Source organism: Actinokineospora sp. NPDC004072 (genome assembly GCF_053604195.1).
On sequence record NZ_JBSGHB010000024.1, the window covers coordinates 62,720 to 86,571 of the forward strand.

The following is a 23,852-nucleotide window of genomic DNA, read 5'->3' on the forward strand; positions in this document are numbered from 1 at the left end:
TTCCCGGATGTTCGGCCGACCAGCGGCGATGCATGCTGGTCCCAGCACGAGGACAGGGGACGAGGACATGACGACCGCCATCCAGCCCGACCAGGGCTTCCACCTCGACGGGACCACGCCGCGGCCGCCGCTGGCCGGGTCGGTGGTGTACCTGCTGATGAACCTGGCCGTCGGGATCGCGGGGTTCGTGACGCTGGTGACGCTGTTCGCCGTCGGGGTGGGCACCGCGGTCGTGTGGGTCGGGCTGCCGGTGCTGGCGCTGGCGGTGCTGCTCTGCCGCGGCGGGGCGCAGGTGGAACGGGCGCGGGTGTACGCGCTGCTCAACACCTACATCGCGGTGCCGCACTCGCCGCTGCCGGAGACCGGGCGGTGGAAGGCGCGGCTCAAGGACGGGGGGACCTGGCGGTCGCTGGCGTACTTCCTCCTGCTGCTGCCCATCGGGGTCTTCGAGTTCACCGTGGTGGTCGTGCTGTGGTCGACCTCGCTCGCGCTGATCTTCCTGCCGGTGTACTTCCGCTTCCTGCCCACCGGCAGCTACCGGCTCTGGGACTGGGACCGCCCGGTCATGGTGATCGACTCCACGGTCGAGGCGCTGCCGTTCGCCGCGCTGGGCGTGCTGGTGCTGGCCATCGCCCTGATCGCCACCCGCTGGCTGGCCGGGGTGCACGCCCGCTTCGCCCGCGCCCTGCTCGGCCCGGCGCTGACCGCGGCGGTGCGCGCGTGAACCGGCAGTACCCGCACCCGGCGAAGGCGATCCTGTTCCTGCTCGGCGGGTTCCCGCTGGCGCTGGTCTCCTTCATCATCGGCATCATCGGCTGGCTGGTCGGGTTCGCCACCGTGGTCGTCTGGATCGGCGTGCCGATCCTGGTGGGCAGCATCATCGCCGCCCGGGCGCTGAGCAACGCGCACCTGGCGTGGACCCGCCTGATCTGCCCGGACCTGCCGAGCAGGCCGGTGCTGGAGCCGACCGAGGGCGGCGGGCTGCGGCAGTGGCCCGTGCTGTTCACCGCCCGGCGGACGTGGCGGGACCTGGCCTTCGTGCTGCTGAACTTCCCGCTGTCCGTGCTCGGCTTCGCCATCGGCGTGGTCAGCGTCCCGCTGGTGCCGCTCGCGCTGTGGGTGGTGCCCCGCTTCGCCTGGCTGCAGGCGCAGCTGGCGGTCGCGCTGCTCAGCCACGACCGCACCGCCGCGCTGACCGAGCGCGCCCAGCGGTTGCAGGCGTCGCGGGCCCGCGGCGTCGACGCCGCCGAGGCCGAGCGCCGCCGCATCGAGCGCGACCTGCACGACGGCGCCCAGCAGCGGCTGGTCGCGGTGGCGATGGGCCTGGGCCGGGCCAAGACCAAGCTCGACGCCGACCCCGAGGCCGCCCGGGTGCTGCTGGACGAGGCGCACGCCGACGCCAAGCTGGCCGTCGCCGAGCTGCGCGACCTCGCCCGCGGCATCTACCCCGCGGTGCTCGGCGACCGCGGCCTGGACGCGGCGCTGTCCTCGCTGGCCGCGCGCTGCCCGGTGCCGGTCGAGGTGCACGTCGACGTCGAGCCGCGCCCGCCGGCCGCGGTGGAGAGCACGGCCTACTTCATCGTCAGCGAGACCCTGACCAACCTGGCCAAGCACGCGCAGGCCACGCACGCGCTGGTGCGCGCCTGGCGGGACGAGGACCGGGTCGTGGTCGAGGTGACCGACGACGGCGTCGGCGGCGCCCAGGTGCGACCCGGGGGCGGGCTGTCGGGCCTGGCCGACCGGGCTGCGACGATCGACGGCGTGATGACCGTGGTGAGCCCGCTCGGCGGGCCGACAGTGATCAGGGCCGATCTGCCGTGCGAGTGGTGATCGCCGAGGACTCCGTGCTGCTGCGGATGGGCGTGCTGCGGCTGCTGGCCGACGAGGGCATCGAGACGGTGGCGGCGGTGGAGAACGGGGACGACCTGCTGGGTGCGGTCACCGAGCACCGCCCCGACCTGGCGATCGTCGACGTGCGCATGCCGCCGACGTTCACCGACGAGGGGCTGCGGGCGGCGCTGGCCGCCCGCTCCGCCGTGCCGGACCTGCCCGTGCTGGTGCTCTCCCAGTACGTCGAGGAGCGCTACGCCGTCGAGCTGCTCGCCGACGGCGCGGGCGGGGTCGGCTACCTGCTCAAGGAGCGCGTGGCCGACGTCGCGGAGTTCATCGACGCCGTGCACCGGGTGGCCCGCGGGGGGACGTGCATCGACCAGGAGGTGATCGCGCAGCTCATGGCCCGCAAGCGCAGGAATCCCGTGGACGCGCTCACGCCCAGGGAGCGCGAGGTCCTGGGGCTGATGGCCCAGGGGCTGTCGAACGTGGCGATCGCCCGGTCGCTGGTGGTCTCCGACGGGGCCGTCGAGAAGCACATCGGCAACATCTTCACCAAGCTCGGCCTGGAGCCCAGCGGCGAGGAGCACCGGCGGGTGCGCGCGGTGCTGGCCTTCCTGGAGCGCTGAGCCGGGTGCGGCCCGGTCCGGGACCGGGCCGCACCCTTCACCCACCTATCCCGGTCGGTTCGCCGTGAGGTCCACGTCGTCCAGGACGAAGGACGTCTGCAGGCTGGCGTCCTCCACGCCGGTGAAGGCCACCGTGACCGTCTGGCCCGCGAACTCCGAGACGTCGAAGGCGCGCAGCTGGTAGCCGCTGGCGGCGTCGAGGTTGGAGAAGGTCCCCAGGGTCCGGGAGCCGATGCGCACGGTCAGCTTGTCGTAGGACACCGACGAGGCGTACTCGGCGGTGTCGACGTGCAGGTGGAACGACAGGGTGGCCGAGCACCCCGCGGGGATGGCGACGGTCTGCGCCAGCGTGTCGGTGCGGAAGCGGCCCCAGCCGCCGAGCCAGGCGTTCCACTGGCCGGTGCGCGGCGGCTGGCCGTCGCGGCCGTGCTGGCCGATGATGGTGGCCGAGGTCGCCCAGCCGAGCGCGCCGGACTCGAAGCCCGGGTTGGTCAGCCGCTGCCTGCCGTCGCAGTCGTCGGCGGGGACGATGGTCCACCGGAAGGCGGTGCTGCCGGTCAACCCGGTCGCGTCGGTGGCGGTGATGGTCACGAAGTACCCGCCCACCGTCGTCGGGACTCCGGTGATCAAGCCGTCGGAGCCGATGGACAGGCCCGGGGGCAGGCCGGCCGCCGACCAGGTGTGCGGGGCGGCGCCGCCGGAAACCGACAGCTGCAGCCGCACCGGCTCGCCGACCGTGCTCTCCTGGTCGCCCGGGTTGGGGACGACGATGGCGCCGGAGCCGGGGCTGATGATCCAGTCGAACGAGACCGTCGCCGAACCCCTTCTCGCGGTCGCCGTCACGGTGACGCGATAGGTGCCCGCAGCGCTCGGAACGCCCTCGATCACGAGGGTGTTGGTGTCGGTGTCGACCGCGTTGATGCCTGGGGGCAGGCCGGTCACCGTCCACGTGAACGGGTCGGGGAGGCTGACGTCGCCGCCGGAGGCGACCAGCTCCACCCCGTCGGGCACGCCGAGGATGCCGTGCTGCGTGCCCGGGTTGGTCAGGCCGACCCCACCGGTCACGGTCCAGGGGATCGTCAGCCGGGCGGTGCGGCCCCCGGCGTCCGACGCGGTGATGCGGGCCTCGAACTCGCCCGCGGTCGTCGGCGTGCCGGAGATGACGCCGTCGGTCTCGACCCGCAACCCGGGCGGCAGGTCCACACCGGACCAGCGGTACGGCGGGACGCCGCCGGACGCCGACAGGCGCAGGGTCACCGGTGCGCCCGCGGTGCTGGCCTGCGGGCCGGGGTCGACCACCTGGAAGGGCTCCGGCGCGACCTGCTCGACGAACACCAGCCGGTTCGGCGTGCCCGGGGGCAGGTCGGCGATCTTGTCGGGGGTCGCCGCCGCGATCAGCGCATCGGCCACCTGGGCCGGGGTCTGGGCCGGGTGGGCCGCCAGCCGCAGGGCCGCGACACCGGCCACGTGCGGGGCGGCCATCGACGTGCCGCTGAGGGTGTTGGTGGCGGTGTCGCTGGTGTTCCACGGCGCGGTGATCTCCTGACCCGGCGCGAAGATGTCGGTGCAGGCGCCGAAGTTGGAGCCCGGCGTGCGGGTGTCGGTCCGCGTGCTGGCGTTGACCGTGATCGCCTCGGCCACCCGGGCGGGCGAGACCGCGCAGGCGTCGCGGTCGTTGTTGCCGGAGGCCACCGCGTAGGTGATGCCCGAGGCGATGGAGCGGCGCACCGCGTCGTCCATCGCGGTGCTCGCGGAGCCGCCGATGCTCACGTTGGCCACCGCGGGCCTGGTCGCGTTCGCGGTGACCCAGTTGATGCCGCTGACGACGCTCGCCGTGGTGCCGCTGCCGCCGCAGCCGAGCACCTTCACCGCGACCAGGGCCACGCCCTTGGCGACGCCGTGCGCCGCGCCGCCGACCGTGCCCGCCACGTGGGTGCCGTGGCCGTGGCAGTCGGTGTCGACGCCGTCGGTGGTGGTGTTGATGCCGAACCGGGCCCGCCCGCCGAAGTCGTTGTGCGAGGTGCGGATGCCGGTGTCGATGATGTACGCGGTCACGCCCGCGGCCGTGGTCGGGTAGGTGTAGCCGCTGTCCAGCGGCAGGTTCCGCTGGTCGATGCGGTCCAGCCCCCAGGAGGGCGGGTTGAGCTGGGTGGCCGCGGCGGTGACCGCCCGGTCCTGCTCGACGTAGGCGACGGCCGGGTCGGCGGCCAGCCTGCGCGCCTGGCGCGGGGTCAGCTCGGCGGCGAACCCGGTGAGGGCGTGCCGCCAGGTCGCCGTGACGGTCCCGCCGTGCCGGGCGGCCAGCGCCGCCGACTGCGCCGCCACGGCGCCGTCCTTGAGCACGACGAGGTAGCTGCCCTCGACCGCACCCGGCGCGCCTGCCCCGATGACGGGCCCCTCGGCCGCGGCTGCCGGGGTGGCGGCGGCCATCACCAAGGCGGCGGCGATGGCGGCCGCGGTTGCCGTCCGGGCCGGGGAAACCTGTCTCATCGCCGTCACTCTCCCTCGAACCCGGGGATAGGCAGGGACGCGCAGAACCTAGGACGGAGATAACCGGCATCCCCGCTGGTGCGCCAGGGGTGCACCGCAAGGTTCGGCTGAACAGGGCAGCGGCTATGAACCGGGGGCCGCCCGCGCTATGGGTGAAAGCGCGGACGACCCCCGTTGTCCCGCAAGGGGATGCGGTCAGGCCGCCGCGGCGGCGGCCTCGGGCGCGGACAGCGCCAGGTCCAGCACCTCCCGGACGTCGCCGACCAGGTGCACGGTCAGCGCCGAGCGCACCGACTCGGGCACGTCGTCGAGGTCGGCCTCGTTGCGGGCGGGCAGCACCACGGTCGTGATGCCCGCGCGGTGCGCGGCCAGCAGCTTCTGCTTGACCCCGCCGATCGGCAGCACCCGCCCGGTCAGCGACACCTCGCCGGTCATCGCCACGTCCGCGCGCACCGGCCGCCCGGACAGCAGCGACGCCAGCGCGGTGGTCATGGTGACGCCCGCGCTCGGCCCGTCCTTGGGCACCGCGCCCGCGGGCACGTGGATGTGCACGCCGCGGTCGCCGAGCGACCCGACCGGCAGGCCCAGCCGCGGCCCGTGCGAGCGCAGGTACGACAGCGCGATCTGCGCCGACTCCTTCATCACGTCGCCGAGCTGCCCGGTCAGCGTGACACCGGATGAGCCGGTGTCCTTGTCCGCCAACGACGCCTCCACGAACAGCACGTCGCCGCCCGCGCCGGTCACCGCCAGACCCGTGGCCACGCCGGGCGCGGCGGTGCGCTCGGCCGACTCCGGGGTGTGCCGCGGCCTGCCCAGGTAGCCGCGCAGGTCGGCGGCGTCCACGCGGACCGGCAGCGCGTCGTCGCCGCGCGCGGCCACCTTGCGCAGCACGCGCGCCAGCGACCGCTCCAGCTCCCGCACGCCGGCCTCGCGGGTGTACTCCCCGGCCAGCTTCCGCAGCGCCGCGTCGGTGACGGTCGCCTCGTCGGCGGTCAGCCCGGCCCGGTCGAGCTGGCGGGGCAGCAGGTGGTCGCGGGCGATGGTGACCTTCTCGTCCTCGGTGTAGCCGTCCAGCCGCACCAGCTCCATCCGGTCCAGCAGCGGCCCGGGGATGGCCTCGACCACGTTGGCCGTGGCCAGGAACACCACGTCCGACAGGTCGAGCTCGACTTCCAGGTAGTGGTCGCGGAAGGTGTGGTTCTGCGCGGGGTCGAGCACCTCCAGCAGCGCCGCCGTCGGGTCGCCGCGGTAGTCGGCGCCCACCTTGTCGATCTCGTCCAGCAGCACCACCGGGTTCATCGACCCGGCTTCCCTGATGGCCCGCACGATCCGGCCGGGCAGCGCGCCGACGTAGGTGCGCCGGTGCCCGCGGATCTCGGCCTCGTCGCGCACGCCGCCCAGCGCCACGCGCACGAACTTGCGGCCCATCGCCTTGGCCACCGACTCCCCGAGCGAGGTCTTGCCGACCCCGGGCGGACCGGCCAGCGCCAGCACGGCGCCGCTGCGCCTGCCCTCGACCACGCCGAGCCCGCGGTCGGCGCGGCGCTTGCGCACGGCCAGGTGCTCGATGATGCGGTCCTTCACCTCGTCCAGCCCCGCGTGGTCGGCGTCGAGCACCGCCCGCGCGCCCGCGATGTCGTAGGCGTCCTCGGTGCGCTCGGCCCAGGGCAGCTCCAGCACGGTGTCCAGCCAGGTGCGGATCCAGCCCGCCTCCGGGGCGGACTCCGCCGCGCGCTCCAGCTTGTCCACTTCGGACAGGGCGGCCGCGCGCACGGCCTCGGGCAGGTCGGCGGCCTCGACCCGGCTCCGGTAGTCCTGCTCCTCGGACGCGGGCTTGCCCGCCAGCTCGGCCAGCTCCTTGCGGATCGCGGCGAGCTGCTGGCGCAGCAGGAACTCCCGCTGCTGCTTCTCCACGCCCTCCTGCACGTCCTTGCGGATGGTCTCGGCGACGTCCAGCTCGGCCAGGTGCTCGCGGGCCCACTCGACCAGCTTGTCCAGCCGCTCGGCGACGTCGGCGGTCTCCAGCAGCCACACCTTGCGCTCGGCGGAGAGGTAGGGCGCGTACCCGGCGAGGTCGGCCAGCGCGGCCGGGTCGTCGAGCGCACCCACCGCGTCCACGGTCTGCCAGGCGTTGCGCTGCTGGAGGATGGTGACCACCAGCCGCTTGTACTCGCGGGCCAGCTCGGCGGCGCGCTCGGGCACGGTCTCGTCCACCTCGTCGACGTGCACCCACAGCGCCGCGCCCGGCCCGGTCGTGCCCGCGCCCAGCCGGACCCGGCCGGTGCCGCGCACCACCGCGGCCAGCTCGCCGCCGGGCAGCCGCCCGACCTGCTCGACCACGGCGACGGCGCCCACCGCGGCGTACTTGCCGTCCAGGCGCGGCACCAGCGCCACCCGCTCCGGCTTGGCCCCCAGCGCCCGCGCGGCCTCGACCGCGGCCCGGGCCTCGGTGGTCAGCGGGACGGGCACGACCATGCCGGGCAGCAGGACCGCGTCGTCGAGCGGCAGCACCGGCAGCGTCAGAGCCTCCGACATGGGATCACCCCTCGTGAAGTTGAGTCTGACCAGCTCAACCTCGCGGTCCCGGGGAATGTTTCCGCTGGTCGTTCGCCCAGGGTGAACTACAGCCGCAGCAGCCGCGCCGGGGTGTCGTGCAGCACGGCCCGCAGGAAGCCCGCCCCCAGCCGGGGGTCCTCCGCCCACCCCGCGATGGCCTCGATCTGCTCGGCGTAGGGGTACGGGATCGAGGGGAAGTCGGTGCCCAGCACCACCCGGTCCGGGTGGGCGGCGAGCCGGTCGGCCCAGTCCGCGGGCAGCGGCGCGATGGGCGTGGTGAAGCCGACCCCGACCATCGTGGTGTCGATGTGCACGTGGGGGTAGGCGGCCACCAGGTCCAGCGCCTGGGTGATCTCCGGCATCCCGGCGTGCGCCAGCACCGCGGTCAGCCGGGGGTGGCGGGCCAGCACCTCGCCGAAGACGTCGAGGCCGGTGTGCTCGCCGCGCAGCGGGCCGTGCCCACAGTGGACGACCACCGGCACGCCCGCGTCGGCCAGCATCCCCCACGCCGGGTCCAGCAGCGGCGAGCGCGGGTCGTAGGCGCCCACCTGCACGTGCGCCTTCACGCAGCGGGCGCCCGCGCGCAGGGCGGCGTCGAGATACCCGACCACCGAGGGTTCCGGGTACACCGTGGCCGTCGGCACCGCCTCCGGGACCCCGGCGGCGAACTCGCGCACCCAGTCCACCAGCCACTCGGCCATGCCGGGCTTGTGCGGGTAGACCAGCGGCGCGAACGCCACCACGCCGAGGGAGCGCAGCACCTCGACCCGCTCGTCGACGGGCAGCCGATACCGGATGGGCCACTCGATGCCGTAGTTGGCGCCCGCCTGGTCGAAGTACGCCCAGACCTTGCGCTGGACGGGCTCGGGCAGGAAGTGCACGTGCAGGTCGACCAGGCCGGGCACGCCGAGGCCGCGCACCCAGCCCGCGACCTCAGCGTCGCGCACCCGCGCCCCGCTTGGCCGCGCGGCCCATCGCCTTCTGCATCTCCCGGTCGGCGTCGCGCTTGGCCAGCGCCTGGCGCTTGTCGTGGGCCTTCTTGCCGCGGGCCAGGGCCAGCTCGACCTTGACCTTGCCGTCCTTGAAGTACATCGACAGCGGCACCAGGGAGGTCCCGGACTCCTTGGTCTTGCCGATCAGCCGCAGGATCTCCTTCTTGTGGAGCAGCAGCTTGCGCGTGCGGCGGGGCTCGTGGTTGGTCCAGGTGCCGTGGCTGTACTCCGGGATGTGCAGCCCCCGCAGCCAGATCTCCCCGTCGTCGACGGTGGCGAAGGAGTCCACCAGGGACGCCCGGCCAGCCCGCAGGCTCTTGACCTCGGTGCCCACCAGCGCGATCCCGGCCTCATAGGTGTCCAGGATCGTGTAGTCGTGCCGCGCCTTGCGGTTGGACGCGATGACCTTCTGGCCGCTTTCCTTCGCCATGGGGACCAACTCTACGGAAGCCGGGCAACCGGGTTATGTGCGCACGTACAGCCGCAGGGTCACGTACCCGGTGATGCCGGAGATCACCAGCGCGGTGACCAGCAGGATCGGCGAGACCACCAGGATGTCCACCCCGTCGACCGAGCTGACCACGCCGGACTGGATCGATCCGCCGAGCACGTCGTCGATGAAGGTCAGCTTGAGCACCACCAGCAGCCCGATCGCCACCAGGGCGCCGACGATGCCGGTGACCACCGCCTCCAGCAGGAACGGCAGCTGGGTGTACCAGCGGGTCGCGCCGACCAGGCGCATGATGCCCACCTCGACCCGTCTGGTGAACGCCGAGAGCTGCACGGTGTTGGAGATCAGCAGCAGCGCGGCGACGGCCATGACGAGCGCGACGAAGAAGGTCCCGTTGCGCAGGCTGTTGAGCACCCCGAAGAACCGGTCGAGGAACTCGCCCTGGTCGGCGATGGACTCCACCCCCGGGCGCCCGCCGTAGGTCTGCTCGATCACCTCGGGCCGCTCGGGGTCGACCAGCTTGACCCGCAGCGAGGCGGGCAGCGCCTCCGGCCGGGCCAGCTTCACCAGCTCCGGCTGCGCCTCGAAGATCCGCTTGAACCGCTCGTAGGCCGCCTCGCGGCTCTCGTGGTCGACGGTCTCCACCGCCGGGTCGGACTCCAGGGCCGCCTTCAGCCCCGCGCACGGCTCGGACTGGCAGCCCGGGTCGGTCTCGGAGACGTCGTTGGTGAGGTAGACGCTGACCTCGACCTTGTCCTGGTACAGCGCCTGCGTCTTGTCGATCATCCGCACGACCAGCAGGCCGCCGCCGAGCAGGGCCAGCGAGATGGCGGTGGTGATGATCATGGCGATGGTCATCGTGATGTTCCGGCGCAGGCCGGTGACGACCTCGCTGAACACGAAACTCGCGCGCATCGTTCCTCAGGCTCTCGGGGTGGGTCAGCGGCCGACGCCGTACACGCCGCGGGCGTCGTCGCGGACCACGCGGCCGAGGTCCAGCTCGACGACCCTGCGGCGCATGGAGTCCACGATGGAATGGTCGTGGGTGGCCATCAGCACGGTCGTGCCGGTGCGGTTGATCCGCTCCAGCAGCAGCATGATGTCCTGGCTGGTGTCCGGGTCCAGGTTCCCGGTCGGCTCGTCGGCCAGCAGCATCAGCGGCCGGTTGACGAACGCGCGGGCGATGGCGACCCGCTGCTGCTCGCCGCCGGAGAGCTCGTTGGGCATCCGCTCGGCCTTGCCCTCCAGGCCCACCAGCTCCAGCACCTCGGGCACCACCTTGCGGATGGTGTGCCGGGGCTTGCCGATGACCTCCAGGGCGAACGCGACGTTCTCGGCGACGGTCTTGTTGTGCAGCAGCCGGAAGTCCTGGAACACGCAGCCGATCGACTGGCGCAGCCGCGGCACGCGGCGCCGGGCCATCCGGGCGACGTCGAAGTTGGCCACGTAGACCCGGCCCTTGGTGGGCACTTCCTCGCGCAGCAGCAGCCGCAGGAAGGTCGACTTCCCGGAGCCGGACGCGCCGATCAGGAAGACGAACTCACCCTTGTCCACCTCGACGGACACGTTCTCCAGCGCGGGTCGCGTGGAGGTCTTGTAGACCTTGGAAACCTGTTCGAGCCGGATCACGGTGCGCGAGTCTACCCCCGGGCGTTATCGACCCGTTGCCTCGCCCGGTCATCCGATTTATCCAGTTCACCCCATGTGCGCCAGCGGTGACCGGCCGGTCACTGCGTGCGCCGCCAGCGGATGCCCGCCTCCAGGAACCCGTCGATCTCCCCGTCGAGCACCGCGCTGGGCGTGCCCACCTCGTACTCGGTGCGCAGGTCCTTGACCATCTGGTACGGGTGCAGCACGTAGGAGCGCATCTGGTTGCCCCACGACCCCGACGAGGAGTCCTTCAGCGAGTCCAGCCGCGCCTGCTCCTCCTGCCTGCGCCGCTCCAGCAGCTTGGACTGCAGCACCGCCATCGCGGTGGCCTTGTTCTGCAGCTGCGAGCGCTCGTTCTGGCAGGAGACGACGATGCCGGTCGGCAGGTGCGTGATGCGCACCGCCGAGTCGGTGGTGTTGACCCCCTGGCCGCCGGGCCCGGAGGAGCGGTAGACGTCGACGCGCAGGTCCTTCTCATCGATATCGATGTGGTCGGTCTGCTCGGTGACCGGCACCACCTCGACCGCGGCGAAGGAGGTCTGCCTGCGGCCCTGGTTGTCGAAGGGCGAGATGCGCACCAGCCGGTGCGTGCCCTGCTCGACCGAGAGGGTGCCGTAGGCGTAGGGCGCCTCGACCTTGAACGTGGCGGACTTGATGCCCGCCTCCTCGGCGTAGGAGGTGTCGTAGACCTGGGTCGGGTAGCCGTGGCGCTCGGCCCAGCGCAGGTACATGCGCATGAGCATCTCGGCGAAGTCGGCGGCGTCCACCCCGCCCGCCTCGGCCCGGATGGTGACCAGCGCCTCGCGCTCGTCGTACTCCCCGGACAGCAGCGTGCGGACCTCCATCGCGGCGATGTCGGCGCGCAGCTTCTCCCGCTCGGCGTCGGCCTCGGCCAGCGCGTCGGCGTCCTCGCCCTCCTCGGCCAGCTCGTAGAGCACGCCGAGGTCGTCCACCCGCGACCGCAGGCCCTCCACCCGGCGCAGCTCGCCCTGGCGGTGGGCCAGCTGGCTGGTCACCTTCTGCGCGGCCTCCGGGTCGTCCCACAGGTCCGGCCGGGCCGCCTGCTCCTCCAGCGCCGCGACCTGGTTGCGCAGGCTGTCGAGGTCCATGACGGCCTCGACGCTGGCCAGCGTGGCGGAGAGGTCCTTGAGGTCGGTCACGACGTCGGGGTTCACGTCGTACAAGGTTACGCGGACCTCACACCCGGCGTGCAGCCGGACGGCCGCGATGGGCGCTCCCGCCCCACCGCGGCCGGGCCGCTCATGCCTTCGGGACCGCGTCCAGCAGCTTGAGCACGGCCCGCGCGCGGGCCACGCCGAACTCGGCGATCGCCTTGGCGTAGGGGTCCTCGGCGGTCTTGGCCGCGGACTTGGCCGCGTCCAGCTCGCCTGCGTAGGCCACCTTCGCCTGGTCGATCAGGTTCGTCCGCTGCTTGGCGGTCAGCGTGTCGGCGTGCACCAGGCGCAGGATGAGCGGGCTGCGCAGGTGGTCGGGGCCCGGCTCGGCGGCCAGCCACGACTTGAACGCCTTCTTGCCCGCCGCGGTCAGGACGTACTGCTGGCTGGAGCGCGGCCCCTGCTTGCCCAGCCGGACCAGCCCGGCGTCGGCCAGCGCGGGCAGCTCCCGGTACACCTGGCTGCGCGTGACACTGAAGAACGAGCCGAAGCGCTCGCGGGCCGCCGCGACGAGCTGCCCGCCGGTCTGCGGACCGTCGTGCAGCAAGCCGAGCAGTGCCGCTGCGGTTGCATTCAAATCAGACACAGGTCCACGGTGCCACGTTCCGGGCAGGCTGTCCACAATGGCCAGCCTGACCAGTCCACAATGGCTGATCACAGCCGGGGTCGGCCGACTCGTTCGGACGCGACCGAACAGCCCAAGCCGCCGCGCCCGTCCGGCGCAAACCGCGACGGTCCCCTTGGGACCGCCGTCCGGCGCTCACCCAATGGAGTGGATCATCACCGGCGGTGGCAACCCGATCGGCCCAGTCCGCAGAACTTCCGCGTAGTCACCCGAATGGCGCTCTGACCTGCGCGTATTTGTGGCGCGAATCACCCATAGCAACCACCCATATGGAGCTAGCCGGGCACCGACGCCGAGCTGTAACCCGATTCCCTACTAAAGTAGGTTCCTCGGCGCAGCGCCACAGCCGAACATCCCATCTTCGTGACTGTCGCGTGCAGGCCCGGACAGGGCCGTACCGGAAGGCCCTTTCTGACGTGATCGGATTCCTCGTCCGACGCCTGGCGAACTACATCGTGCTGTGCCTGGTGGCGACGTTCCTGGCGTTCGCCCTGGCCTCGCTGACGTTCGACCCCATCGGCATCCTCCTGCAGCGCAACCCGCCGCCCCCGGAAGCCGTGATCGAGGCCAAGCGCGTCGACCTCATGCTGGACCAGCCCATCCCCCAGCGCTTCCTGAGCTGGCTCGGCGGCGTCGTCCAGGGCGACTTCGGCCTGACCGTGGCCGGGCACCCCATCACCGACGAGCTGGGCAGGCGCGTCGGGGTCAGCCTGCGGCTGTTCCTGCTGGGCGTGACCATCGGCGTCATCTGCGGCGTCGTGCTGGGCGTGGTCAGCGCCATCCGGCAGTACAAGCTGACCGACCACGTGGCCACGCTGTTCTCCTTCGTCGTCCTGTCCATTCCGGTCTTCGTCCTGGGCACCCTGCTCAAGCAGCCCGCCCAGGCGTTCAACGACCTCATCGGGTCGAACTACCTGCAGACCCTCGGCGAGGCGACACCCGGGTTCCAGGGGACCTGGCTGGAGTCCCTCGGCGACCGCCTGCGGTACCTGATCGTGCCGACGCTGACCATCGCGCTGGGCCAGATCGCCTTCTACAGCCGCTACCAGCGCAGCGCCATGCTCGACGTGCTCGGCAGCGACTTCCTGCGCACCGCCCAGGCCAAGGGCCTGACCCGGCGGCGCGCCCTGTTCAAGCACGGCCTGCGCACCGCGCTCATCCCGATGGCCACCCTGTTCGCCTTCGGGTTCGGCCTGCTCATCACCGGCGGCACGTTCACCGAGCGGATCTTCGGCTGGTACGGCATGGGCGACTGGCTCATCACCGGCGTGACCGCCCAGGACACCAACGTGGTGGCCACCGTCACCCTGTTCATCGCGGTGCTGGTGCTCATCTCCGGCTGGCTGTCCGATGTGCTCTACGCCGCACTCGATCCGCGAGTCCGGGTTTAGGGGGTCCGCGAAATGGCGACTATCACCAGCGACGCTGCCACCCCCGGCGCGAGCCCGGTCGACGGCGGGCCCACCCGCGAGCGGTCGGTGACCAGGTCCCGGCTAGTGCTGCGCCGGTTCCTGCGCCGCAAGGGCGCGGTCTTCGGCCTCGTCGTGGTCGTGCTGCTCTACCTGATGGCCTTCCTCGGCCCGCTGTTCTCCCCGTGGGGCTACGCCGAACCGGACTACACCGCGTTCCTGCAGCCGCCCAGCGCCGAGCACTGGTTCGGCACCACCAAGATCGGCGAGGACGTGTTCGCGCAGGTCATGCGCGGATTGCAGAAGTCGCTCACGATCGGCCTGCTGGTCGGGGTGATCTCCACCAGCGTGGCCGCGCTGGTCGGCGCCCTGGCCGGGTACTTCGGCGGCTGGGTGGACCGGACCCTGATGTGGCTGGTCGACCTGCTGCTCGTGCTGCCCTCGTTCCTGATCATCGCCGTGCTCAGCCCCGCCTTCAAGGGCCAGAGCTGGCTGCTGTTCGTCGCCCTGCTGGCCGCGTTCAGCTGGATGATCACCGCGCGCATCGTCCGGGGCATGACCCTGACCCTGCGCGAGCGCGAGTACGTCAAGGCCGCGCGGTTCATGGGCCAGTCCCCGCTGCGCATCATCATCAAGCACATCGTGCCCAACATGGCGTCGCTGCTGATCATCGACGCGACCATCACCATCGGCGCCGCGGTGCTGTCGGAGACCGGGCTGAGCTTCTTCGGCTTCGGCGTGCAGCCCCCGGACGTGTCGCTGGGCACGCTCATCGCCACCGGGACCGACTCGGTGATCACCTACCCGTGGCTGTTCTACATGCCCGCCGGGTTCCTCGTGCTGTTCGTGCTCGCGGTGAACCTGTTCGGCGACGGCCTGCGCGACGCGCTCGACCCGAGTTCGTCTCGGGCTCGCAAGCGCGAACCCAAGGAGGACGACCAGTGACCGCCGCCGACCTGCTGTTCGACGGGTCCGCGCCCCACGTGGACGGCCCGGTGCTGAAGGTGGACGACCTGCGGGTGTCCTTCCCCAGCGAGAGCGGCCGCGTGCGCGCGGTCCGCGGCCTGAGCTACGAGGTCGCCCCCGGCGAGGTGCTCGGCATCGTCGGCGAGTCCGGCTCGGGCAAATCGGTCTCCTCGCTGGCGGTGATGGGCCTGCTGCCCGCCCAGGCGCGGATCTCCGGCTCCATCCGCTTCCGCGGCAAGGAGCTGCTCGGCCTCGGCGACACCGAGCTCTCGCGCATCCGCGGCAAGCAGATCTCGATGGTCTTCCAGGACCCGCTCTCGGCGCTGACGCCGGTCTACACCGTCGGCGACCAGATCGCCGAGGCGCTGCTGACCCACGGCCGGGGCCGGGTCAGCAAGCAGCAGGCGAACAACCGGGCCGTCGAGCTGCTCGACCTCGTGGGCATCCCCAACGCCGCCCAGCGGGCCAAGGCGTTCCCGCACGAGTTCTCCGGCGGCATGCGCCAGCGCGCGGTCATCGCCATCGCCATCGCCAACGACCCCGACCTGATCATCGCCGACGAGCCGACGACCGCGCTGGACGTCACCGTGCAGGCGCAGGTCCTGGAGGTGCTCAAGACCGCCCAGGAGGTCACCGGCGCGGGCATCGTCATCATCACCCACGACCTCGGCGTGGTCGCCGGGTTCGCCGACCGGCTGATGGTCATGTACGCGGGCCGGGCGGTGGAGACCGGGCCGGTCGACGAGGTGTACCCGCACCCGCGCATGCCCTACACGCTGGGCCTGCTCGGCTCGATCCCGCGGCTGGACGCGGAGGAGAAGCAGCCGCTGGTGCCCATCGAGGGCCAGCCGCCGTCGCTGGTCGAGCTGCCCCCGGGCTGCCCGTTCGCCCCGCGCTGCCCGATGGCGGTCGAGGCGTGCACCACCGCCGAGCCGCCGCTGGCCGAGGTCGCCCCCGGCCACCACGCCGCCTGCATCCGCAGCGACGAGATCGCCAGCACCGACGCCGACGCGGCCGAGGTGTACGGCGTGGACACCGTCGAGGAGGGCGCGCTGGCCGCGGTGCCCAGGGCGCAGCGGGAGACGGTCCTGGAGGTCGAGGACCTGGTCAAGGCCTACCCGCTGACCAAGGGCTCGGTGTTCAAGCGGACCATCGGCAGCGTCCGCGCCGTCGACGGCATCAGCTTCGACATCCGCACCGGGGAGACCCTGGGCCTGGTCGGGGAGTCCGGCTGCGGCAAGACCACCACGCTCATGGAGATCCTGGGCCTGGAGAAGCTGCAGGCGGGCCGCATCGCCGTCCTCGGCAAGGAGACCACCGCGCTGGACCGCGCGGCCCGCAAGGCCATCCGCCGGGACATGCAGGTCGTCTTCCAGGACCCGATGGCCGCGCTCGACCCGAGGATGCCCATCCACGACATCCTCGCCGAGCCCATGCAGGTGCACGGCTACTCCCAGGCGCAGATCGCCAAGCGGGTGCCCGAGCTGCTCGACCTCGTCGGCCTGCGCCGCGAGCACGCCGACCGCTACCCGGCCGAGTTCTCCGGCGGCCAGCGCCAGCGCATCGGCATCGCCCGGGCCCTGGCCCTGGAGCCGCGGCTGATCGTGCTGGACGAGCCGGTGTCGGCGCTGGACGTCTCCATCCAGGCGGGCGTCATCAACCTGCTCGACGAGCTGAAGGCCAAGCTCGGGCTGTCCTACCTGTTCGTCGCCCACGACCTGTCGGTGGTGCGCCACATCGCCGACCGGGTCGCGGTGATGTACCTGGGGAAGATCATCGAGATCGGGTCGGTGGAGAAGGTGTTCGGGGCCCCCGAGCACCCCTACACCCAGGCCCTGCTCTCGGCGATCCCGATCCCCGACCCGGTGGTGGAGCGGCGCCGGGAGCGGATCATCCTCACCGGTGACCTGCCCAGTCCCGCCAACCCGCCGCAGGGGTGCCGGTTCCACACCCGCTGCTTCAAGTACGCCGCGCTGCCCGAGGCGCAGCGCGCGCTGTGCGTCGACCAGGAACCTGACCTCGACGGCGCGGGGGACCACCGCGCCGCGTGTCACTACGCCGAGTCCCGCGCAGTCGTGTAGCGGGCCATGAAGGAGGGTTACCCCGTGATTCGCAGAAAGTGGACCGGTGTCGCCGCGTCCGTCGCCGCGTCAGCCCTGGTGCTGACCGCGTGCGGCGGCGACGGCAACGACCAGGCTGGCGGCGGTCTGCAAGGGACCGACGAGGCCGTGCAGGGCACGTGGTCCATCAACGAGCTCCCGTACGACCAGGTCAAGCAGGGCGGCGAGCTCAAGTGGCCGCTGGACGCGCTGCCGGACAACTGGAACTACAACCAGCTGAACGGCCCGCTGGTCGACCACGACTACATCCTCAGCGCCCTCATCCCGAAGCTGCAGATCGCGGACAAGGCCGGGAAGATCAGCGTCAACAAGGACTACCTGGAGTCGGCTGAGGTCACCTCGCCCGACCCGCAGGTCGTCACCTACAAGCTCAACCCGAACGCCAAGTGGAGCGACGGGACGCCGATCGGCTGGGAGGACTTCGACGCCCAGTTCAAGGCGCTCAACGGCACCAACGAGGAGTTCTCGGTCGCGGGCACGACCGGCTACGAGGACATCGAGAAGGTGGAGAAGGGCGCGGCCGACAACGAGGTCGTCGTCACCTTCAAGAAGAAGTTCGCCGAGTGGACCTCGCTGTTCAGCCCGCTCTACCCGAAGTCGCTGAACTCCGACCCGAAGACCTTCAACGAGGGCTGGATCGACGGCCCGAAGGTCACCGCGGGTCCGTTCAAGATCGAGACGATCGACCAGACCGCCAAGCTGGTCAGCGTCGTGCCCGACCCGAACTGGTGGGGCCGCAAGCCCAAGCTCGACAAGATCACCTTCCGGGTGGTCGAGCGCGCCGCGCTGGCCGACTCGCTGGCCTCCGACGCCATCGACTGGTACAAGATCGGCTCCAGCGTGGACAACTTCCAGCGGGCCAAGGCCATGCAGGGCGTCGAGGTCCGCGAGGCCCCCGGCAAGTCCTACAACCACATCACCTTCAACGGCGCTGGCACCTCGATCCTGGCTGACCAGAAGCTGCGCGTCGCGGTCATGAAGGCGATGGACCCGGCGGTCTACGCCAAGGGCATCCTCGGCCCGATCGTCGCCGACCCGAAGCCGCTGGGCAACCACTTCTTCCTGCAGGGCACCGCGAACTACGTGGACAACTCCGCCCCGATCAAGGCCGACAAGGAGGCCGCCAAGGCCGAGCTGGACGCCCTGGGCTGGAAGATGGACGGCGAGTTCCGCAAGAAGGACGGCAAGCAGCTGGACATCCGCATGGTGTCCACCGCGGGCAACCCGATCTCCGAGCAGATCTCCAAGCTGACCCAGGCGCAGCTCAAGGAGGTCGGCGTCAACCTGGTCATCGACGCCCAGCCCTCGGCGACGTTCTTCAGCGACTTCGTCAACACCGGCAACTTCGACATGACCGGCTTCGGCTGGTCGCAGACGGCGTGGCCGATCAGCTCCTCGAAGGGCATCTACTACCTCGACCCGAACAGCGTGAACCAGAACTTCGGGCGGATCGGCTCCGACGAGATCAACAAGCTGCTCGACGAGGCCAACGCCGAGCTGGACGACGCCAAGCGGGCCGAGCTGACCAACCAGGCCGACAAGCTCATCTGGGAGGCGGGCCACCACCTGCCGCTGTACCAGGTGCCGGGCGCGGTCGCGGTCGACGTCAAGCTGGTGAACTTCGGCGCCTTCGGCGTCGCTGACCCGGACTACACCGCGATGGGCTTCGCAGCCTGACGATGGTGGGATCCGGTGGCGGGCCGCGCGCATCTTTGGGGGTGCGCGCGGCCCGTCACATTCTCGTGGCCACCGCCCTGGTCCTGCTGGTCTGCGGGGCCGTCGGCGGCATCTCCCTGGCGAACTACCGCTCCATCAACGCCTCGCTGTCCGAGCTGACCGAGGTCGTGGAGGGCACCGTCACCCCGCTGGGCGGGTCCGCCGTGCGCGCGGAGTGGACCTCGCCGACCGGGGCGGCGCTGTCGGCCGAGGTCACCCTGGCCGTCACCCCTCCCCCCGCCAAGGCCCCGGCCGCGATCGCCTACGACCCGCGCGACCCCAGCCGCGCCGTCGTCCCGGGGGCCCAGGTCTTCGCCGACGCCGACCGCGCCCTCGGCGGGGTCGTGTTCACCGCCCTGGTCGCCCTGCTGGCGCTCGCGTACGGGCTCTGGCTGGCGGCGAGCCGGACCCTGGTGCTGCGGCGCCCAGCGAGGAAGCTGGCGGTGCGCAGGGTGCGGGTCCAGCGCGGCCTGCTGACCCGCTCCTACCTGGAGACCGAGTCCGGCCCCGGCCGTTGGATCCCGGTCTACTTCGACCCGGTCCTGCAGACCCTCCCCAGCCCCACCGTCGTGGAGGCCCACGGCGACCCCCGCAGCGACCGGCTCGTCGCCGTCCGCGTCGCGGGCGCCACCCTCTACCCGTCCGGCCGCGTCCGCACGACCGAGCCGCCCGGCCGCCGCACCGACAACGCGGCCACCCCGGACGCCCCCGAGACCGTCCCCGGCCTGGGCCGCCACCTCCGCATGGACGCCCCGGCCGCCCTCTCCGCGCCCCTGGTCGGCCTGTTCTGGGCCTACGTGGACGGCAGCGGCTTCCCCGGCTGGCTGGCCGCCACCGCCATCACCGCAGCCCTGGCGCTGTGGCTCTGGGCCGTCCGCGGCTCCGACCCGTCCTAGGTGTAGCCGCCGGAGCGCCAGTAGACCCCGGCCTCGCGGGTCAGCAGCTCGGCGTCGACGAGATAGCGCCGCACGGTCACGAAGTCGACCCCGCCGCCCTCGCACCAGGCCCGCAGCACCACATCGACCTCCTTCTCGCTGTAGCGCGTCCCGGGCTCGAACGACTGCGCGACGTGCTCCAGCACCACCCGGCGCTTGCCCCCGTGCGCGGGCATGGCCAGCAGCCGACCGTCCCGCACGAACGCCCGCAGGACGCCTTCCACCCGCTGGTCGGCGTAGCCGAAGCTCTCCGGCTCGCGGCTGGTCTGCGCTTCGCGGGCGGCGGATTTGATGGCCTCGGGGCGGACGGTCATGTCTGACACCAGGCCTCCCTCGCGCAACTTCAGCAACGCCTTGGTGACCTCGCGGGGACTGAGGCCGGTGGTGTCTGCGACTGCGGCGACGTCTTCTGCGCCTAGGACCAGGGCGGCGAAGACCTGGAGGCGGGCGGGTTCGGCGAGCATGCCTGCGATATCGCGCGCTGACGGGTCGTTCATGCGCTCAGCCAACCAAAACGGCTGTCCCGACCCAAGTGGAATACGGCGAAGGCCCCATCCGTGACGGATGAGGCCTTCGCTGCTGTAGCGGGGACAGGATTCGAACCTGCGACCTCTGGGTTATGAGCCCAGCGAGCTACCGAGCTGCTCCACCCCGCGTCGGTAAGTGCAACTGTACACGGGGGGCTGGAAGGGGTTTCACCGGGGGCCGGTTCGGCGCTAGATGTGGGCTCGTCAGCGGCACGCAGGTCTTGTTGCGCCTGTTGCGCGGTCGGTCCGATGGGGTGGACTCGCATTCGCGGGGACCCCTAAACGAAGCGCCGCTGGGCGTGAAGAGCGGCGATGCGGGCGAAGCCCGTTCACGCCCCCGCAAGTTTAGCGGCGCTTCGTTCCCCGCGAATGCGAGTCCACCCCATCGGACACTTGGGCGGGGGCGCGTTGCGGTTGGGCGGGTGGGCGCGTTGCTCTTTGCTTTGAGCTGGTCGTGAAACGGCGAAGGCCCCATCCGTGACGGATGGGGCCTTCGTTGTGTTGTAGCGGGGACAGGATTCGAACCTGCGACCTCTGGGTTATGAGCCCAGCGAGCTACCGAGCTGCTCCACCCCGCGTCGGTAAGGACAACTCTACGCGACGGTTGAGGGTGGGTGCAAATCGGCCCCGGCTGGGGGGCCGGGGCCGATTTCTGGTGGTGCTGTGGGCGCCTGTCAGCCGCCGCCGCCGTTGGGGGGTGGGGTGGGTGACGGGGTGGGGCCGGAGGGCTGGCCGCCGCCGGATTCCTCCTGCTTGCTCTTGGCCTCGTTGTAGCGGTTGGCGGCGGCCTCCAGTTCGGCCAGGGCCTGGCCCTGGGCGGCGAAGTCGCCGGACTGCTGGGCGGTCTTGAGCTTGGCCAGGGCCGCGTCCAGGGCCGCGACGGCGGCGTCCAGTTCGGCGTTGGCGTCGCCGCCGCCACCGCCGCCGGTGGTCGGCGGGGGCGGGGTGGTGGGCGGGGTGGTCGGCGGGGGTTCGCCCTCGCCGTCGCCGGGTGGGGTGGCCGGGCCGCCGGTGCCTGCGCCGATGGCTTCTTCCAGGGCCTGGGAGACGGTCGGGGCGAAGCCGACGCGGTTGTTGAACGAGACCAGGACGCGGGCCAGCTGCGGGAAGGCGTCGTCGTCCTTGCGCTGGATGTAGATCGGCTCGACGAACAGCAGGCCATCCGCCAGCGGCAGGGTCAGCAGGTTGCCGAACTTCACGTCGACGGTCGGGTTCTGGATCAGCGTCCGGTTCTCGGTGACCTCAGGCGTGGTCAGGAAGCGGTTCTGCACCTGGCCGGGGCCCTCGATCTGGTTGGTGCCCGCGCTGGGCAATCGGAGCACGCTGATCTGGCCGTAGTTGTGCGGATCCGACGACACCGACACCCAGGAGGCCAGGAACGCTCGGTTGAGGAACGTCAGCGCGCTGGTGATCTGGAAGGTGGCGTCGTCCTGGCCGGGGATCTGCGCGAGCACGTAGTACGGCGGCTGCTTGGCGCCGGTGGTGCCGGTGTTGGTGCCACCGCCCTCGGTCGGGTCGACCGGGACGTTCCAGAAGTCCTTCTGGGAGAAGAAGTCGGTGGCGTTCTTCACGTGGTACTTCGACAGCAGCTCGCGCTGGACCTTGAAGAGGTCCTCCGGGTAGCGGAAGTGCGAGCGCAGTTCGTCGGAGACCGCGCTGTTGGGCAGCACCGTGCCGGGGAACACGCCCTGCCACGCCTTGAGCACCGGGTCCTGCTCGTCGATGGCGTAGAGCTTGACCGTGCCGTCGAAGGCGTCGACGGTGGCCTTCACCGAGTTGCGGATGTAGCTGATGGTGCGGTTCTCCTGGCGCACCACGCCCGCCAGCGAGTCGCTGGTGGCCTCGCCGAGGGCGGTGCGCTGGGAGTACGGGTAGTTCTCCAGCGTGGTGTAGCCGTCGATGATCCACTGGATGCGGCCGTCGATCACCGCGGGGTACGGGTCGCCGTCGAGGGTCAGCCAGGGGGCGACCTTGGCGACGCGGTCCCGCGGGTTGCGGTTGTACATGATCTTGGTGCCGTCGACGATCTGGCTGGAGAACAGGATGTTCCGCTCGCCGTAGTGCAGCGTGAACGCCAGCTTGTTCAGCAGCCCGTCGATGGGCACGCCGCCCTTGCCGGTGTAGGAGTAGCTGCGGGTGCCGCCGTCGTTCTCCATCGGCTGGCCGTTGTTGCGGCCGCCGACGATGGCGTAGGTGTCGGTGGTGAGCTCGCCGTAGTAGATCCGCGGCTCCTTCAGGCCGAAGGGGCCCTCCCGGGTCAGGTCGCTGATCTTGAAGACCGGGAAGCCGCCCTCCCCGCCCGCGTCGTGCAGCGCGGAGTTGATCGTGTTGGCGGGCGCGGCCACGAACCCGTTGCCGTGGGTGTAGATCATCGTGCGGTTGATCCAGGTGGACTGCGTCTCGGTCAGCCCGCTGGTCTTGATCTCGCGCGCGGCGACGATGTAGTCCTGCGTCTTGCCGTCGATGGTGTAGCGGTCGACGTCGAGCTTGGCCGGGAAGCCGTAGTAGTTCTCCGCGCCCGCGCGCTGGGTGAACGTCGGGGCCAGGATGTTCGGGTCGAGCAGCCGGATGTTGGAGATCGTGTTCACGCTGGACTGCTGGGCGCGGATCTGCTCCGGCGTCGCGGTGCTCAGGCCCGGGTACTCGACGGTGCTCACCTTGTCGTCGGTGATGCCGAAGCCCTGCTTGGTCGCGGTGATGTTGCGCTGGATGGACTCGGCTTCCTTGGCGTTCTCGTTCGGCCGCACCGAGAACTGCTGCACGATCGCCGGGTAGGCGACGCCGATGAGGATGCCGGAGAGCACCAGCAGCGCGGTGGCGATCGCGGGCAGCTGGAGGTTGCGCAGGAACGCGCCGACGAAGAACGCCACGGCGCAGAACGCCGCGATGAACATCAGGATCAGCTTGGCGGGCAGCACCGCGTTCAAGTCGGTGTAGGTCGCGCCGCTGAAGAGCGTGTTGCGGTCGGAGAACAACAGCTCGTAGCGCTCGAAGAAGTAGTCGACCGCGTAGACCAGGACGAACACGCCCGCGGTGATCGACAGCTGCATGCGCGCCGGGCCCGCGAGCTGGCCGCCCTTACCGGCCAGGCGGATGCCGCCGAAGATGTAGTGGGTGATCAGCGCGCCGAAGAAGGCGATGGCGATGGCGACGAACAGCCAGCTGATGACCCAGGTGATGAACGGCAGGGTGAAGGCGTAGAACCCGATGTCGATCTGGTACTCGGGGTCGGTGATGCCGAACGGGGTGCCGTTGAAGGCCAGCTGCACCCGCTGCCAGTCGCCCTGGGCGGCCGACCCGGCGATCAGGCCGACGACGACCGGGATGCCGATGCCGAACAGCCGCACCCGCTGCACGATCGTCGAGCGGTAGCGGGCCAGCGGGTCGTCCGCGCTGCCCACCGGGACGAACACCGGCCGGGTGCGGTAGGCGATCCACAGGCTCAGCGCCAGCAGCCCGCCGACGACCGCGCCGACGATGAGGAACAGCGCGACCCGGGTGATGACCATGGTCGTGAACACCGAGCGGAACCCGACCTCGCCGAACCACAGCCAGTCCACATACGTCCCGAGCAGCCGGGAGCCCAGCAGCAGGATCAGCAGGACGGCGGCGCCGAGGATGAGCAGGATGCGGCTGCGCCGGGACAGCTTCGGCAGGCCGATCGGGGGCCGAGTGGCCACTGGACACACTCCAGGGTCGCTTGCTTGTCGTCTGGCCGGGCCCGGTCGTGACCTTGCCCTGACCGTTCAACTCTACGAGGGTGGGTTCAGGTTCCCACGCG

18 protein-coding genes and 2 tRNA genes are annotated in these 23,852 nt (G+C 71.4%); 8 read left to right on the forward strand and 12 right to left on the reverse strand.

Annotation, left to right across the window (positions count from 1 at the left end):
- The first annotated feature begins 67 nt into the window (after positions 1 to 67).
- Genes ACWEPX_RS29050 through ACWEPX_RS29060 form a run of 3 tightly spaced genes read left to right on the forward strand, consistent with a single transcriptional unit; the run spans position 68 to position 2,459 of the window.
- Positions 68 to 724, forward strand: coding sequence for a sensor domain-containing protein (locus tag ACWEPX_RS29050; RefSeq protein WP_451900441.1), 657 nt, complete (start codon positions 68 to 70; stop codon positions 722 to 724).
- Complete coding sequence (locus ACWEPX_RS29055; protein WP_451900442.1) at positions 721 to 1,830, forward strand: sensor histidine kinase; 1,110 nt, start codon at positions 721 to 723, stop codon at positions 1,828 to 1,830. The genes ACWEPX_RS29050 and ACWEPX_RS29055 overlap by 4 nt, the downstream gene beginning before the upstream one ends.
- The gene (locus ACWEPX_RS29060) at positions 1,818 to 2,459 is read left to right on the forward strand and encodes a response regulator transcription factor (RefSeq protein WP_451900443.1); all 642 of its coding nucleotides are present in this window, start codon (positions 1,818 to 1,820) and stop codon (positions 2,457 to 2,459) included. The genes ACWEPX_RS29055 and ACWEPX_RS29060 overlap by 13 nt, the downstream gene beginning before the upstream one ends.
- A 45-nt stretch (positions 2,460 to 2,504) precedes the next feature.
- Here ACWEPX_RS29060 and ACWEPX_RS29065 read toward each other — a convergent pair whose 3' ends face one another.
- The 8 genes from ACWEPX_RS29065 to ACWEPX_RS29100 all read right to left on the reverse strand — a co-directional run bounded on the left by ACWEPX_RS29065 (position 2,505) and on the right by ACWEPX_RS29100 (position 12,359).
- Positions 2,505 to 4,949: a S8 family peptidase gene (locus ACWEPX_RS29065; protein WP_451900444.1), complete on the reverse strand. Its 2,445-nt coding sequence runs from the start codon at positions 4,947 to 4,949 to the stop codon at positions 2,505 to 2,507.
- 195 nt (positions 4,950 to 5,144) lie between these two features.
- Positions 5,145 to 7,484 carry an endopeptidase La gene (lon, locus tag ACWEPX_RS29070; RefSeq protein WP_451900445.1) on the reverse strand — a complete coding sequence of 780 codons (2,340 nt, stop codon included), beginning with the start codon at positions 7,482 to 7,484 and terminating at the stop codon, positions 5,145 to 5,147.
- 86 nt (positions 7,485 to 7,570) lie between these two features.
- Positions 7,571 to 8,452 (reverse strand): amidohydrolase family protein, encoded by an 882-nt coding sequence (locus ACWEPX_RS29075; RefSeq protein ID WP_451900446.1) that lies wholly within the window; start codon positions 8,450 to 8,452, stop codon positions 7,571 to 7,573.
- A complete protein-coding gene (gene smpB / locus ACWEPX_RS29080) occupies positions 8,439 to 8,927 on the reverse strand; it encodes an SsrA-binding protein SmpB (RefSeq protein WP_451900447.1) in 489 nt (162 codons plus the stop codon). The genes ACWEPX_RS29075 and smpB overlap by 14 nt, the downstream gene beginning before the upstream one ends.
- Positions 8,928 to 8,960: 33 nt before the next feature.
- Positions 8,961 to 9,863, reverse strand: a complete 903-nt coding sequence (ftsX, locus tag ACWEPX_RS29085; protein ID WP_451900448.1) for a permease-like cell division protein FtsX — start codon at positions 9,861 to 9,863, stop codon at positions 8,961 to 8,963.
- Positions 9,864 to 9,887: 24 nt separating this feature from the next.
- Positions 9,888 to 10,577: a cell division ATP-binding protein FtsE gene (gene ftsE / locus ACWEPX_RS29090; RefSeq protein ID WP_189212427.1), complete on the reverse strand. Its 690-nt coding sequence runs from the start codon at positions 10,575 to 10,577 to the stop codon at positions 9,888 to 9,890.
- Positions 10,578 to 10,675: 98 nt separating this feature from the next.
- Positions 10,676 to 11,773 carry a peptide chain release factor 2 gene (gene prfB, locus ACWEPX_RS29095; RefSeq protein ID WP_451900449.1) on the reverse strand — a complete coding sequence of 366 codons (1,098 nt, stop codon included), beginning with the start codon at positions 11,771 to 11,773 and terminating at the stop codon, positions 10,676 to 10,678.
- Positions 11,774 to 11,858: 85 nt separating this feature from the next.
- Positions 11,859 to 12,359 (reverse strand): PadR family transcriptional regulator, encoded by a 501-nt coding sequence (locus ACWEPX_RS29100; RefSeq protein ID WP_451900450.1) that lies wholly within the window; start codon positions 12,357 to 12,359, stop codon positions 11,859 to 11,861.
- Positions 12,360 to 12,814: 455 nt separating this feature from the next.
- On the opposite strand from ACWEPX_RS29100, the gene ACWEPX_RS29105 reads away from it, so the two are divergent.
- From ACWEPX_RS29105 to ACWEPX_RS29125, 5 genes are all read left to right on the forward strand, one after another.
- Positions 12,815 to 13,789 carry an ABC transporter permease gene (locus ACWEPX_RS29105; protein WP_451900451.1) on the forward strand — a complete coding sequence of 325 codons (975 nt, stop codon included), beginning with the start codon at positions 12,815 to 12,817 and terminating at the stop codon, positions 13,787 to 13,789.
- Positions 13,790 to 13,801: 12 nt separating this feature from the next.
- Positions 13,802 to 14,752 carry an ABC transporter permease gene (locus ACWEPX_RS29110; protein ID WP_451900452.1) on the forward strand — a complete coding sequence of 317 codons (951 nt, stop codon included), beginning with the start codon at positions 13,802 to 13,804 and terminating at the stop codon, positions 14,750 to 14,752.
- On the forward strand, positions 14,749 to 16,854 hold the full coding sequence (locus ACWEPX_RS29115) for an ABC transporter ATP-binding protein (protein WP_451900453.1): 2,106 nt from the start codon (positions 14,749 to 14,751) through the stop codon (positions 16,852 to 16,854). Before ACWEPX_RS29110 ends, ACWEPX_RS29115 begins: the two co-directional genes overlap by 4 nt.
- A gap of 24 nt (positions 16,855 to 16,878) precedes the next feature.
- A complete protein-coding gene (locus tag ACWEPX_RS29120; protein ID WP_451900454.1) occupies positions 16,879 to 18,570 on the forward strand; it encodes an ABC transporter family substrate-binding protein in 1,692 nt (563 codons plus the stop codon).
- A gap of 65 nt (positions 18,571 to 18,635) precedes the next feature.
- A complete protein-coding gene (locus ACWEPX_RS29125; protein ID WP_451900455.1) occupies positions 18,636 to 19,505 on the forward strand; it encodes a hypothetical protein in 870 nt (289 codons plus the stop codon).
- On the opposite strand, the gene ACWEPX_RS29130 is transcribed toward ACWEPX_RS29125, so the two are convergent.
- The 4 genes from ACWEPX_RS29130 to ACWEPX_RS29145 all read right to left on the reverse strand — a co-directional run bounded on the left by ACWEPX_RS29130 (position 19,502) and on the right by ACWEPX_RS29145 (position 23,751).
- Entirely contained in the window at positions 19,502 to 20,041 is a 540-nt protein-coding gene (locus tag ACWEPX_RS29130; protein ID WP_451900456.1) for a DUF2087 domain-containing protein, read from the reverse strand. The two genes, ACWEPX_RS29125 and ACWEPX_RS29130, sit on opposite strands and share 4 nt — an antisense overlap.
- Positions 20,042 to 20,126: 85 nt before the next feature.
- Positions 20,127 to 20,200, reverse strand: a tRNA-Met gene (locus tag ACWEPX_RS29135).
- A gap of 375 nt (positions 20,201 to 20,575) precedes the next feature.
- Positions 20,576 to 20,649: transfer RNA gene (locus tag ACWEPX_RS29140), tRNA-Met, on the reverse strand.
- 96 nt (positions 20,650 to 20,745) lie between these two features.
- Positions 20,746 to 23,751: a UPF0182 family protein gene (locus tag ACWEPX_RS29145; RefSeq protein WP_451900457.1), complete on the reverse strand. Its 3,006-nt coding sequence runs from the start codon at positions 23,749 to 23,751 to the stop codon at positions 20,746 to 20,748.
- Between the last annotated feature and the right edge of the window lie 101 nt (positions 23,752 to 23,852).

Coding starts and splice junctions, on each gene's coding strand:
- ACWEPX_RS29050 (WP_451900441.1), top strand. CDS start 68: ATGACGACCGCCATCCAGCCCGACCAGGGCTTCCACCTCGACGGGACC.
- ACWEPX_RS29065 (WP_451900444.1), bottom strand. CDS start 4,949: ATGAGACAGGTTTCCCCGGCCCGGACGGCAACCGCGGCCGCCATCGCC.
- lon (WP_451900445.1), bottom strand. CDS start 7,484: ATGTCGGAGGCTCTGACGCTGCCGGTGCTGCCGCTCGACGACGCGGTC.
- smpB (WP_451900447.1), bottom strand. CDS start 8,927: ATGGCGAAGGAAAGCGGCCAGAAGGTCATCGCGTCCAACCGCAAGGCG.
- ftsX (WP_451900448.1), bottom strand. CDS start 9,863: ATGCGCGCGAGTTTCGTGTTCAGCGAGGTCGTCACCGGCCTGCGCCGG.
- ACWEPX_RS29110 (WP_451900452.1), top strand. CDS start 13,802: ATGGCGACTATCACCAGCGACGCTGCCACCCCCGGCGCGAGCCCGGTC.
- ACWEPX_RS29130 (WP_451900456.1), bottom strand. CDS start 20,041: ATGAACGACCCGTCAGCGCGCGATATCGCAGGCATGCTCGCCGAACCC.